Consider the following 13450-nt stretch of genomic DNA (forward strand, 5'->3'; position numbering starts at 1 on the left):
TTATTCAGGTAATACCAGAAACCTACTTGATTTTTTCAGAAAAATTCTTGAAATTTGTCGTATGAAAAAACCAGTAATCGCTATTGATGGCTATTCTTCTACAGGGAAAAGTTCTATCTCAAAAATTATTGCCGAAAAGCTTGGTATTGTACATTTAGATACCGGTGCATTGTATCGTGGGATTACGTGGTTTGCTTTGCAGAACTGTGTGGATGACAAGAATGAAATTAATTTAGAAGAACTTTTCAAATCATTTCATCTTATCGAGCTTGAATTTAAAAAAGAGGAAGACGAGCTGGTTCTATTCTTAAATAAAATAAATGTTTCTAAAGAGATCCGTACTGCGGAAGTTTCTGATAATGTAAGTTTAATTGCCAAACAAAAAGAAGTGAGAGATTTTTTGCTTGAAGCACAAAGATCAATTGCAAGAAACGGCGGTGTAATTATGGATGGTAGAGACATCGGAACAGTTGTTTTACCTGATGCGGATTTTAAATTTTTCCTTACCGCAAGTATTGAAGAACGCACAAAACGCAGATACAACGAACTTTTATCAATGGGATTTGAAGCCGATGAAAATCAGGTCAGAGAAAATCTTATCGAAAGAGACCGTATAGACAGTGAAAGAGAAATTTCACCATTGCGACAGGCAGAAGATGCCATTGTCATTGATAATACAAATCTGACAAAAAGTCAAACCATTGAAAGTATTTTGCAGCATCTTACAAAAATTAACAATTTTTATTAGACAGAAACCTCGATTGGTATGTTAATTGTAACCTTTTAAAACGAAAACTAGTATTTATTAACTATTAAAAAAAACAAAAAATGTCTAGAAAAGGAAATAATACAGCAGGTATTTTGGCAGGACTTTTAGCAGGTGCTGCAGCAGGTGTAATTTTAGGAATGCTTTATGCACCTGAAGAAGGAAAAGAAACAAGAAAAAAAATCAGAACAAAAGCGAACGATCTGAAAGATCAGGCTAAAAATAAATATGGTGAAGTATCTGAAAAAGTAAAAGATCAGTATGACAATATTTCTTCTACTTTCAAAGAAACTGCCAATAATGTAGCTCATACCGTGAAAGACGGATATGATAAATACAAAGATCAAATTGTTTCTAAGACTACCGATATGGTAAAAGATGTAGAATCCGGATTGAACGATCTTAAAAACTAATATTTAATTTATTTTAAATATAAAAAAGGAACTTTAGGTAAAAGAGTTCCTTTTTTTGTAACTTTTAAAAAAAATAAGGATGATTGAAACTATTAAAGAATATGCATCTAAAAGAATAGATTTGCTAAAAATTGAAGCCACCGAAAAATCTTCAATTTCCGCAGGTGTTATTGCCTATCTTGTTGTATTATTGGTAGCTTTTGGCTTTTTTATCATTCTTTTTAATTTCGGATTGGCGTTTCTGCTGGGAAAAGCACTCAATAATACCTCTTACGGATTTCTGATTGTAGCAACGTTTTATTTTGTTATAATGCTTTTAGTTGTTACCTTTAAGAAGAAAATCGTGCATATGGTCGCAAATAAAGTAATCGAATTTTTAAATCACTAAACTATGGGCAGAAATTACGAGAGTCTGGAAGAACTTAAAAGAAAAAAAAGACTTTTAAAAGGTGAAATTAAAGATTTGGAAGCACTTCTTACATTTAAAAACACCAAAGAAAGTCTCAGTGCGTTTACAAACGGTCTCAGCGATCAGTATTTGCAGGAGAAAGTAGATGAAGACGGCGAAGAAAAAACGGTTATCAGAAAAGATGTTATTGCTAAGCAACTTACTTCCGAAGTTAAAGATATGCTTTTGAGCAAAAATGCGGCAGTAGGTTTGGCAAGTTCTGCTTTCAGCGGAAATGCTGTAGACGGGCTTATCAAATTGGGAGTAACTGCTTTGGTTGCCAATTATGCCAAAAAAAATATGAAAAGTTCCAACTGGAAGAAAAAACTTTTGGGAGCAGCATTGATTTATGTAGCACCGATTGCTTTAAAATATGTCCGCAAAAAGTTGGAAAATTACCAAAAAACAAAAAGTGTATCCAGTATGGAGCAACTTATATGAGTTTTGGAGTTGGAGAGTGAATGCGTGTTTGAGTATGTTAATTACCCTTCCACTCTCCGACTCTACAGCTCTCAATCTTTGAAGAGCTGTCCCAAAATAATTCCGGCTGCCATAGAAACATTTAAGCTTTCTGTCGACTGCGATTTTCCGAATCTTGGAATGCTTATTTTTTTCTGAAGAAGATTTTCTGTTTCATCGCGCATTCCGTTTCCTTCGTTTCCTAAAATTAAATTGATTTTATTGGGTTTTTCAAATTGGTAGATATTTTCCCCTTCCATATCAGTCCCTACATTCAGGTTTTCGGTGTTTGAAAGATATTCAACCAAATCACAGTAGACGATATTTACTCTGGTAAAAGAACCCATCGTTGCCTGGATTACTTTAGGATTATAAAAATCTACGGTATCTTCGCTGCAGATAATCTGTTCAATTCCGAACCAGTCTGCCAAACGGATAATTGTTCCGAGATTTCCCGGATCCTGAATTCCATCCAGTACCAATTGAAAGTTTTTATCTTCAAATTGTGACTCTTCTAAAAGTTCACAAACAGCCACAGAATCTTTAGGATTTCTCAGAAAACTGATTTTTTTAAGTTCATTTTCAGAGATGTGTGTGAATTGTACATCTTTGGACAGAAAATTGTTAGGTTCTGTAGAAAATATTTCTTTAATTTTAAAGTTAGAATTAGGAAGTTCAAGAATAGTTTTATTCCCTTCAACCAAAAACAAATTGTATTTTTGCCTGAACTTCTTTTTATCTAAAGATTGTAAAATTTTAATTGTATGAGCTGTAAGCATTATAAGAATTCTCCTCAAAAGTATTATAAAATTATTTCTTTTGCAACATTTGTAGGTTTACTTTATGCCTGCAGTACCACGAAGAAAGTTCCGGACGGTGAATATCTGCTTACCAAAAACAACTTCGAGTTTGAAGATAAAAAACAGTTTTTCGATGAAGAACTGAAAGATTATGTGCAGCAAAAACCGAATAAAAAGCAATTGCTTTTCATGCCTTTGAGTCTTCTTTTATACAATGCGGCAAATCCTAAATATGATACGATTCTCAACGAATACATGACTTACCCGAGTGAAATGAGAAATCAGAAACTTCGGGATTCTCTTTTCATCAAATACAATATGCAAAGCAGTGTCGGGAAAAGTCTTTTCATGGACAGATTGTATCACAACTGGGGAACTCCGCCGGTTATTTTAGATCAGACAAGAACTGAAAAAAGTGCAGAGTCTATTGAAAAAAGAATGACTTACAGAGGTTTCTGGGATTCTGAAGTGAAATATGCCCACAAACTTGATTCTGCAAATAAAAAAGCATCTGTACAATATTCAATAAAACACAATACTCCCACCAATATTAAAGAGTATTATTATAATATTACAGATCCGGGGATCAAAAGTCTTTTTCAGCAAAACATTAATGAAAGTCTTGTGCGAAAAGGACAGGTATTAGATCAGACCGTACTCGAAAAAGAAATTACCCGATTGAATGATCTGATGCGTAAAAGTGGATATTATAGATTCAACGCAGGAAATGATGAAGTAGGTTTCATCGCAGATTCATTGAAAAGCAGAAAAGAAGTGCCGCTTGTTTTGGAGATTCATAAAGATTCTGCTGATCGTCCATACAAAAGAGCAACTTTCGGAAATGTTGATATTGCCATTGTCAACAGAAACAGAGATTTCCCTAGAAGGACGGTAAAAGATAGCTTGAGAAGAATAAGATTCCACAAAGTAAACGATAACTATAAGACCTCTGCTTTGTGGAGAACGATTATTGTTGACAATAAAGGAATTTATGACCAAAGTAAACTGGATCTTACCAAGAGAAATATTCTTGCAATGAACAACTTCAGTATTCTGAAAGCAAGAGATTCTCTGAGACAAGGCGGTGTAACAGCTCCCAATGACAGTATTGTTGATGTTTTATATGTACTTAAACCGCTTGATAAATATGATCTGAAAGTGGCTACAGATTTGAATTATTCTCAGTTTTTAAATTGGGGTATTTCTCCGTCTGTAGATTTAACCACTAGAAATGTTTTTGGCGGTGCAGAAAACCTTTCAACCAGTTTGGCAGGAACGATCGGACGTGTTGTAGACCCGAAAAATCTTGATAAAAGAATCTGGGCCTCTGAAATTTCTGCGCAGGCATCCTTAAGTTTTCCTCGATTACTTCTTCCGTTCAATTATTATAAACTGATTCCTAAAAGATATACTCCTACTTCTTCGATCGTTTTAGGAGCTTCGGTGCAGAATAATATCGGCTTGGGAAGAACGAACTTCAATACAGGTTTAAATTATTTTGCCAACGTGAACGATCAGGTGTCTCATAGATTGACTTTATTTAATACCCTTTTCAGTTTAACAAAAAATAAAGACAGTTACTACGATTTCTTTGTAGGAGACGATAATATCAGACGTGCTGCATTCGCAGATTATTTTGCTTATAACCCACAGTTAGGACAACAATTCGAGGCTGGAGAATTTACCCGAGATGAAATTTCACAGAAAATCATCGAAGATCTTGATTATGTTGCAACTTTGGATGTAGAAAAAGCAGACAGGCTTTTGGACTTCACAGGAACACTTGTTAATAAAGACCGACAAACTCAGGACGTTCTGATCTCTTCCATGGTTTATAATTTTATTTATAATGAAATCGGGAAGAAAGATTATCCGAATGCTTTTTACTTTAACGGAAAAGTAGAATTAGCAGGAAATATACCGAGTCTTTTTAATCAGAAAAGAGAAGATAACAGTGGGATTCTGAGAAGTCCGGAACGTACAATTTTCGGAATTCCGTATGCACAGTTTGTGAAATTCGATTTTGATGTAAGAAAATATTTCAGGTTTAATGGAAATCAATCTTTGGTACTGCGTCAGTTCATAGGTTTAGGCGTTCCGTACGGAAATTCATCGGCAATGCCTTTTGTAAGATCATATTTTAATGGTGGAGCGAATGACATTAGAGCCTGGGTTGCTTTCGGAGGTTTAGGTCCGGGGGGATCTCAGATTGACGAAAGAGTACGTACTTATCTGATGGGAAATGTAAAACTTACTACAAATATCGAATACAGAATTCCGTTTACTAATATGTATGAAGGAGCCCTTTTTACGGATATAGGAAACGTTTGGAATACGGAGAATAATGGTTTTGACGATCAGTTTAAATTCAATAAATTCATCAGAGAAATGGGGATTGGTAGCGGATTTGGTCTGAGAGTAAATGTTGCTTACATTACTTTAAGAGTAGATTTAGCCTACAAAATCTATGATCCGAACAAACCGGATGGTGAAAAATGGAGATTCAATGATATTAAACCTTTGAAGCCGACACTGAATATCGCCTTCGGATATCCTTTCTAATCAGGAGAAATTCCCAAAGTAAAATATATAACAGCAGCCACTCTTGCGATAATTTCGCGGGATTGGTTTCTGTAATAGCTTTCAGGTTTTGTAACGTCTTGCGCATCAAAACCCAAAGCATTCATATTGTTGTTTCGTGCAAAAAATAAAGCTCTTAAGTTGTGAAATCCCTGCGAAACAATGATCACATTTTTTGTTTTGTATACATCTTTACAGCGTAAAATGCTCTTATAAGTATTAAAACCTTCAGGGTCTTCAATAATGATTTCTTCAGGAACACCTTCCTGGTAAATGAGGTAATTTTTCATTGCGGCAGGTTCGTTATATCCTTTACTTTTTTCTCCGCTTACGATGATTTTTTTAATTTTCCCGTGATGATACAACAAAGCTGTCGCATCCATTCTTTTGGTAAAGTAAGGATTGGAAAGTCCGGAACGCATTCTTGGAGAAGTTCCTAAAACTAAAGCTACTTCACGCGGCGGAATCTTTGAGATTTTGGTATAAGTTCTTCCGTTGGTCAATCCGAAAACCCACGCATTAGATAAGCAGATCAGAAGAAAAACAATTTCTGCTGACCCGAAAATAAATTTAAATATGTTTCGGATGATTCTCAATTAAAATCAAAGTTAAGTTTTATTTTCTTTGTTTTAGCAATCGACATGCATGCTAAAATTTTTCCGTTGGCTTCTTCTTTTTCTGTTAAATATTCATTTTCGAGTAATTCTACTTCGCCTTCTTCAAGATTGCATTCACAGCTGCCGCAAATTCCTGACTTACAAGAGTATGGAACAGGAAAACCTTTTAATAACAACTGTTGCAGAATTTTTTCTCTGTTATCGTCAAGTTGAGTCTGATATTCTTTTCCAAACATTTTAAAATCAATGCGAACATCAGTAATCAGCGGAAACTCTTTTTCTATCGGATAAATATCATCATTAAATTCTTCAAACAATTCAAAATGGATGTTTTTTTTCGGAATTCCGTGATGATAACAGGCATTTGCCAAAGCTTTGATCATCTCTCCTTTTCCGCAGATCAAAACATCATCTACAGCATCCCAAATTGTCGATTCTTCATCGGTATCATCCAGATGCAGAATCTGATTGATAATTAAACTTAACTTTTTTTCATCCAATCTTCCGTAAAAGAAAGAATTGGCAGTTTTTTCCTGAGAATAAAAATAAAAAATCTGCAGTCTGTCTCCATGCATTCTTGCAAGATTATCCAAAGCATCTCTGTAAATTAAATCTTCAGAACTCTTATTTCCAAAAAACAAAAACAATCTTGTTCGTGGTTCGTTATGAAGAATATTTTTAAAATGACTTAAAATCGGCGTAATTCCGATACCTGCAGCAAAACCTATAATCGTTCTGAACTCACTTGGTTTTGAAACCAACGTAAATCTTCCGCTTGGTTCACTTACCCAAAGTTCATCACCAATATTATAGTTTGCATACAATTCCGAGGTGGCTCCGTTCTCAGAATTAACTTTAATTCCGAGACAAATCTTTTTCTCGTACGGAGCAGATGTCATTGAGTAATCATTGATAATTTCCTTACCATGAGACTGAAATTTCACACTGACAAACTGTCCCGCCTCAAATTCGAAATTTCCCTTCAAATCCTCAGGAATTTCAAGCTCAAGAGAAAAAGTATTTTTGGTCAGGTTCTCTTTTTTAGCTATTTTTAACCGATGAAACTTTATCAGTTTCCCTTTGTAGATGTGTTCTTTCATACTGCAAATCAAAAATAGAGAAAAATAATTTATGAAAAAGATAATTTTATCCACTCTTTTAGTTGCAATGCTTGCAAGCTGTAAAAAAGAAGCTGAAAAAACTGAAGAGAACATCAGTTCGATAGATTCTACAGAAATTGATGTTTCGGAACCTGTAGCTGCAAATAATTCTATAAAATATTTATCGGTACAGCAAGCTTCAGATTATCTGCAGAAAAAAAATGATACGCTGTATGTAACCAATTTCTTCGCAACCTGGTGCGGACCGTGTGTAAGAGAAATTCCTCATTTTAAAGAGAAAATTGAAGAACTGAAAGACAAGCCTGTAAAAATTACATTTGTCAGCTTAGACCAAAAGGCAATCTGGAATACAGAAGTCCCTCGTTTTACACAAGAACACGGAATTCAGAATCACACCGTTCTTTTAGACGGACAATTGCTCGATCAGAATTTTTTCGCTTCTAATTTTAAACAATGGGACGGCGGAGCTATTCCTTTCACATTTATGAGAAAAGGGGATAAAACCGATGAAACTTTGGGAATGATGAGTAAAGAACAGCTTAATGAGAAGATTAATTCTCTTTTAAAATAAACTGCAGACTTCAATAATGTCTACAAAATTTAAAATCCTGTGTTTTCTTTTACTGATCGCCATTATTTTAACAGCGATTATTAATCTGAACACAGGATTTTTAAGTTTGAATTTTCAGGATTTTTTTGCAGAATCATCCAACAGCCAGATTGCTGAAATCCGTATAAATCGTGTTCTAGTAATGCTTTTAGCAGGAATTTCAATTCCGACCTCCGGTTTTCTGATGCAGGAATATTTTCAGAATCCTTTAGCCGGACCCGATATTCTCGGAATTACTTCTGTGGCAAGTTTGTCGGTAGCTTTTTATATTTTTTTCTCGTATAATATTGATCTTCCTGAATTTCTTCAAAACAGTTTTCTCAGTTTATCATCAATTATCGGAAGCTTAGTTTTGATGTTGGTTTTATTATCGATGTCGAATAAATTTCAGGATAAATCTTATTTAATCATCTTTGGTTTTCTTGTCTCGGCTTTTGCAGGAGCAATTGTTTCTTTGCTTCAGTTTTATGCTGAAAATCAAAGTCTGAAAAACTATATTTTATGGTCTTTTGGGGCGAATAATATGGTGACGAGAAACCAAGTTTATGTATTGTCAATTTTAGTTTTAATCGGATTATTTATCTGTTTTAAAAGTATAAAACCTCTAATCGGAAATTCATTGGGAATATCTTATGCACAAAGTTTGGGAGTTAATCTAAATCAGCTGAAGATATTCATAATTGTAGCTTCTTCCCTTCTTTCAGCTTCAGTGACGGCATTTTTAGGACCTATTTTATTCATTGGAATTATTGTTCCGCATTTTTGCAGGTTGATTTATAATCCTGCAAAACTTTGGCAACAATGGATTCTGAATATGTTTTTGGGAATATTGATTATGTTGCTTTTTTCCATCATCGCAGAAAAAACACAAATTCCATTGAATGTGATAAGCTCGGTTTTTGGAATACCTGTAATTTTGATGATGCTTTTGAGACAGAATAAAGTCTAGCTTTTTGTTGGTTTTTTCGCAAAGGCGCAAAGATTTTTTTTATATGTTTACGTTTTTAAGACGCAAGGATTTTATCTTTGATAAAATTTAGTCTTGTAAAGTTATTGCTGAATTAATTTTGATACAACACTTGCTGAAAATCTTTGATTTTCTTGCGCCTTAGAACAGATTGAAGATTAAAACATTTGCGCCTTTGCGACAAACCAACAAAGGGCAAAATAAAAATAGAACACAAATGACAGAAAACGAATTATCAAAGGTTGTCTTTGAGACAGGATTAAAAATACATAAAAAACTTGGAGCAGGGTTATTTGAACATGTTTATGAAGAATGTATGTTTTATGAATTGACAAAAGCTGGGCTCTTCGTTGAAAAACAAAAACTTCTTCCAATTATCTATGAAGAATTAAAAATTGAAAATGCTTTCAGATTAGACATGATTGTTGAGAACAAATTAATTTTAGAAATAAAAACAGTTGATTATATTAATTCAACACATAAAGCCCAACTTTTAACTTATTTGAAAATGACAAATTGTAAATTAGGATTATTAATCAATTTTCAAAATGATCTTTTCAAAAATGGAGTTACAAGAATTGTAAACTTTATATAAATAATCAGCATTAAAATTTGACAAAGTCAAATTCCTTGCACCTTAAAACAGTATGTTTGTAAAATAAACTTTGCGCCTTTGCGAAAAACCCAACAAAAATGCACCTACAGATCAACCAAGCAGACATCGGCTACAACAAAACTTTAATTTCAAATGCAAACGCACATTTGAATTTAGGAGAAGTATGCTTACTGATTGGTAACAACGGTGTCGGGAAAACCACTTTAATTAAATCTATTTTACATCAGATTCCAATTTTAAGCGGAGAAATTTCTATTAATCATAAAAAAGTGCAACATCTTTCCGTTAAAGAAATTGCTGAATATATTGCTGTTGTTTTTTCAAAGTCTATTATTCCACAGAATTATACGGTAGAAGATCTGATTTCGTTGGGAAAATATATTTATTATCCGTTTTATTTTGACCTTAAAAAAGAAGATAGAGAAGAAGTTTTACATATTATCGAAGAACTTGATTTAGTTCAGTATAAAAATACTTTGCTTAAAAATCTTTCAGATGGAAACCTGCAAAAAGCCTTTATTGGAAGAGCTCTAACGCAGAACTCACCTATCATTATTCTGGACGAACCCACAACGCATTTAGATGAAAAAAATAAAATTATTATTTTAAAAACGCTTCGAAAATTAGCACAGGAACAGAATAAGTTGATTCTATTTTCATCTCACGATTGGCGTTTAGCTAAAGAGTTTGCTGATAAAATATGGTATGTAAAAGACAATCAATTATACTCCGGAATTGTAGAGGATATTTTGCTGCAACATGAAGAACTGACGAATGCGTCTTTGTTTCAAATTAATGAAAATTTTGTTGCTCCAAAAATTATTGCACCGAATTTTTATAAAGAAATGTTGTATTCTTTACTTCAAAAAAACTTTCAAAAAGATCTTTCTTCCTTAAATTTTGAATTTCAAGATAAGTTTTGGTTAATTTCCAACGAATCTGTAAAAAAAGAATGCGAATCCTTTGAAGAAATGGTTAATTTCGTGAAAACCATTTATTAATACTTGTTTTTCATTACAAACTTCATATACTATGCATGCATAGTATTATGCAAATCATATAATTTAATTATCTTATTATCAGTTTGTTAACGAATTTTAACGTTAATAAATACTATGCATGCATAATATTTGCTATATTTGAGTAAAACCATTTGAGCAAAATAACATGGATAACAATAAGGAAAAAACAGAAAATATTGATCTTATTCTGAAACAGACCTGGATTTCTGTACAAAAAATGTACTCAGATCTTGCTCAGGAATATGATTCTACTGCTGTACAGGCACTTACCCTTTTAAAAATTGATCCCAAAGAAGGCACAAGAAGTACAAATCTTGGCCCTAAAATGGCCATTGAGCCAACTTCATTAACGAGAATTATTAAGCTTCTGGAAGATAACGGTTATATCTATAAAGAAAAAACGACTACCGACAAACGTGAAGTGATTATCAAATTGACCGATAAAGGCTTGAATTCCAGAAACATGTCTAAAGAAGTTGTTGTCAACTTCAACAAAAAAGTAATGGAGAAAATTACTCCCGAAAAATTAGAAATTTTCAAAGAAGTAATGTCCGAAATCATGAAAATTTCAAACGATCTCAACAACAGAAAATAAAATAAATAAAATATGAACAGAAGAATCAAACACGTTACAGTTCTTGGTTCAGGAATTATGGGAAGCGGTATTGCGGCTCACTTCGCTAATATTGGCGTAGAAGTTTCGCTTTTAGATATCGTCCCTTTTGATTTAACTGAAGCAGAACAGAAAAAAGGTTTGACCAAAGATGACAAAGCGGTAAGAAACAGAATCGCTTCCGAAAACTTTGAAAAACTGAAAAAAGCAAGCCCGGCTCTACTCTATTCTCCTAAATTCGCAGATAGAATTAAAGTTGGAAATTTTGATGATGATTTACCAAAAATAAAAAATACAGACTGGATTATTGAAGTGGTAGTTGAAAAACTAGACATCAAAAAATCAGTTTACGAAAAAATCGAACAGTTCAGAAAGCCGGGAACTTTAGTTTCTTCAAACACTTCCGGTATTCCAATTAATATGTTGGTGGAAGGAAGAAGCGATGATTTCAAACATTATTTTGCAGGAACGCACTTTTTTAATCCTGTAAGATATCTTCCTCTTTTAGAAATTATTCCTACAAACGATACAAATTCGGAAATTATTGATTTCTACATGAATTATGGAGCAAAATTCTTAGGTAAAACAACCGTTTTAGCTAAAGATACTCCTGCGTTTATTGCGAACAGAATCGGGGTTTTCTCAATGATGGATTTGCTTCATAACGTTCAAAAATTAGGTTTAACCGTTTCTGAAGTTGATAAATTGACAGGTCCTGTTATTGGTCGTCCAAAATCTGCTACGTTCAGAACAGCTGATGTTGTTGGTCTAGATACGTTGGTAATGGTTGCAAATGGAGTCCGTAACAGTGGTGTTGAAGCGAATAATTTCAATGATGTTTTTGCCCTTCCAGGTTACATCCAGAAAATGGTTGATAATAAATGGTTAGGTTCAAAAACTGAGCAAGGTTTCTACAAAAAAGTAAAAAATGCAGAAGGAAAATCTGAAATTCACGGATTAAATCTTGATACTTTAGAATACGAACTTCAGGGAAAATCTTCTTTCCCAACATTAGAATTAACTAAAAATATTGATAAGCCAATTGACAGATTTAAAGTCTTAATTGGTGGAAAAGATAAAGCCGGAGAGCTTTACAGAAAATCTTTAGGGGCGTTATTTGCTTATGTTTCGCATAAAGTTCCAGAAATTTCTGATGAAGTTTATAAGATTGATGATGCGATGAGAGCAGGTTTTGGTTGGGAAAACGGTCCGTTTGAAATCTGGGATGCCGTTGGTGTTCAAAAAGGTATTGAATTGGCTAAAGATGCGGGTTATGAAGTTTCAGACTGGGTTAAAAATGTAGAGACTTTCTATAAAGTAAATGATGAAGGACAAAGTATTTATGTTGATAAAAACTCAGGAGAATACAACAAAATTCCGGGTCAGGAAGCTTTTATTATTTTAGATAATATCAGAAAAAACAAAACGCTTTGGAGTAATTCCGGTGCATCGATTGAAGATCTTGGCGACGGAATTATCAACTTCGAAATCCGTTCTAAAATGAATTCTCTTGGAGGAGAAGTTCTGGATGGATTGAACAGAGCGATCGATTTAGCTGAAAAAGAATATGACGGTTTAGTTATCGGAAATCAAGGGACAAATTTCTCTGTTGGAGCGAATTTAGCGATGATTTTAATGATGGCTATCGAACAGGATTGGGATGATTTGAATATGGCAATCGCTTATTTCCAAAAATCGATGATGCGAGTGCGTTATTCTTCTATTCCTGTGGTGGTTGCTCCTCACGGAATGACGCTTGGCGGTGGTTGTGAAATGACCATGCATGCTGACAGAGTGGTTGCAGCAGCAGAAACTTATATCGGATTGGTTGAAACCGGAGTGGGTGTAATTCCCGGCGGTGGCGGAACGAAAGAATTGACATTGAGAACCTCAAGAGAATTCCACAGTGATGATGTTAAAAACAACAGACTTCGTGAAGCTTTCATGAATATCGCGATGGGTAAAGTAGCAACTTCTGCTTATGAAGCCTACGATATGGGAATTCTTGAAAAAGGAAAAGATATCGTTGCTGTTGATAAAAGAACACAGATTAAAACAGCAAAAATGCTGGCAATAAGTTTAGCAGAACACGGATACACTCAACCTATCGAACAAAAAGTAAAAGTTTTGGGTAAAGATGCATTGGGAATGTTCTATGTTGGAACTGACCAGATGTTAACCGGAAACTTCATCTCTGCACACGACAAAAAAATTGCAGATAAGTTAGCTAACGTTATGGTTGGAGGAAACCTTTCTGAACCGACTGTCGTTACTGAACAGTATTTATTGAATCTTGAAAGAGAAACATTCTTACAGCTTTGTGGCGAAAGAAAAACATTGGAGAGAATTCAGTACATGTTACAGAATGGTAAACCTTTGAGAAATTAATAGGGAGCTCCGTAGGAACGAACTGTTAAT

14 protein-coding genes are annotated in these 13450 nt (G+C 34.0%); 11 read left to right on the plus strand and 3 right to left on the minus strand.

Going from position 1 to position 13450, the window contains the following annotated elements; all coding sequences use genetic code 11:
- Nucleotides 1–61 precede the first annotated feature (61 nt).
- From cmk to BA768_RS18095, 4 genes are all read left to right on the plus strand, one after another.
- Nucleotides 62–748 carry a (d)CMP kinase gene (gene cmk, locus BA768_RS18080; RefSeq protein WP_065721887.1) on the plus strand — a complete coding sequence of 229 codons (687 nt, stop codon included), beginning with the start codon at nucleotides 62–64 and terminating at the stop codon, nucleotides 746–748.
- Between the two features lie 80 nt (nucleotides 749–828).
- Entirely contained in the window at nucleotides 829–1179 is a 351-nt protein-coding gene (locus tag BA768_RS18085) for a YtxH domain-containing protein (protein WP_034676384.1), read from the plus strand.
- A 79-nt stretch (nucleotides 1180–1258) separates the two neighbouring features.
- On the plus strand, nucleotides 1259–1567 hold the full coding sequence (locus BA768_RS18090) for a phage holin family protein (protein ID WP_065721888.1): 309 nt from the start codon (nucleotides 1259–1261) through the stop codon (nucleotides 1565–1567).
- Nucleotides 1568–1570: 3 nt separating this feature from the next.
- Nucleotides 1571–2068 carry a phosphoribosyl-ATP pyrophosphatase gene (locus BA768_RS18095; RefSeq protein ID WP_065721889.1) on the plus strand — a complete coding sequence of 166 codons (498 nt, stop codon included), beginning with the start codon at nucleotides 1571–1573 and terminating at the stop codon, nucleotides 2066–2068.
- Between the two features lie 71 nt (nucleotides 2069–2139).
- Here BA768_RS18095 and BA768_RS18100 read toward each other — a convergent pair whose 3' ends face one another.
- On the minus strand, nucleotides 2140–2865 hold the full coding sequence (locus BA768_RS18100; protein ID WP_065721890.1) for a TrmH family RNA methyltransferase: 726 nt from the start codon (nucleotides 2863–2865) through the stop codon (nucleotides 2140–2142).
- On the opposite strand from BA768_RS18100, the gene BA768_RS18105 reads away from it, so the two are divergent.
- Nucleotides 2851–5448 (plus strand): BamA/TamA family outer membrane protein, encoded by a 2598-nt coding sequence (locus BA768_RS18105; RefSeq protein ID WP_065721891.1) that lies wholly within the window; start codon nucleotides 2851–2853, stop codon nucleotides 5446–5448. The two genes, BA768_RS18100 and BA768_RS18105, sit on opposite strands and share 15 nt — an antisense overlap.
- Here BA768_RS18105 and BA768_RS18110 read toward each other — a convergent pair.
- Both BA768_RS18110 and BA768_RS18115 read right to left on the minus strand, forming a co-directional pair.
- Complete coding sequence (locus BA768_RS18110; RefSeq protein WP_051882777.1) at nucleotides 5445–6062, minus strand: vancomycin high temperature exclusion protein; 618 nt, start codon at nucleotides 6060–6062, stop codon at nucleotides 5445–5447. The two genes, BA768_RS18105 and BA768_RS18110, sit on opposite strands and share 4 nt — an antisense overlap.
- Nucleotides 6059–7183 (minus strand): ferredoxin--NADP reductase, encoded by a 1125-nt coding sequence (locus tag BA768_RS18115; RefSeq protein ID WP_065721892.1) that lies wholly within the window; start codon nucleotides 7181–7183, stop codon nucleotides 6059–6061. The genes BA768_RS18110 and BA768_RS18115 overlap by 4 nt, the downstream gene beginning before the upstream one ends.
- A 31-nt stretch (nucleotides 7184–7214) precedes the next feature.
- Here BA768_RS18115 and BA768_RS18120 point away from each other — a divergent pair, with 31 nt between their 5' ends.
- The 6 genes from BA768_RS18120 (at nucleotide 7215) to BA768_RS18145 (ending at nucleotide 13420) form a co-directional block, all read left to right on the plus strand.
- Nucleotides 7215–7775 carry a TlpA family protein disulfide reductase gene (locus tag BA768_RS18120; protein ID WP_065721893.1) on the plus strand — a complete coding sequence of 187 codons (561 nt, stop codon included), beginning with the start codon at nucleotides 7215–7217 and terminating at the stop codon, nucleotides 7773–7775.
- Nucleotides 7776–7791: 16 nt separating this feature from the next.
- Entirely contained in the window at nucleotides 7792–8763 is a 972-nt protein-coding gene (locus BA768_RS18125; RefSeq protein ID WP_065721894.1) for a FecCD family ABC transporter permease, read from the plus strand.
- 235 nt (nucleotides 8764–8998) lie between these two features.
- Entirely contained in the window at nucleotides 8999–9376 is a 378-nt protein-coding gene (locus BA768_RS18130; protein WP_065721965.1) for a GxxExxY protein, read from the plus strand.
- Between the two features lie 98 nt (nucleotides 9377–9474).
- A complete protein-coding gene (locus BA768_RS18135; RefSeq protein WP_065721895.1) occupies nucleotides 9475–10398 on the plus strand; it encodes an ABC transporter ATP-binding protein in 924 nt (307 codons plus the stop codon).
- A gap of 166 nt (nucleotides 10399–10564) precedes the next feature.
- Nucleotides 10565–11014 (plus strand): MarR family winged helix-turn-helix transcriptional regulator, encoded by a 450-nt coding sequence (locus BA768_RS18140; RefSeq protein ID WP_034676401.1) that lies wholly within the window; start codon nucleotides 10565–10567, stop codon nucleotides 11012–11014.
- 12 nt (nucleotides 11015–11026) lie between these two features.
- Nucleotides 11027–13420 (plus strand): 3-hydroxyacyl-CoA dehydrogenase/enoyl-CoA hydratase family protein, encoded by a 2394-nt coding sequence (locus BA768_RS18145; protein WP_065721896.1) that lies wholly within the window; start codon nucleotides 11027–11029, stop codon nucleotides 13418–13420.
- Nucleotides 13421–13450 lie beyond the last annotated feature (30 nt).

The sequence above is a fragment of the Chryseobacterium sp. CBo1 genome (assembly GCF_001693475.1).
In the GTDB taxonomy this organism is placed as follows: domain Bacteria; phylum Bacteroidota; class Bacteroidia; order Flavobacteriales; family Weeksellaceae; genus Chryseobacterium; species Chryseobacterium formosense.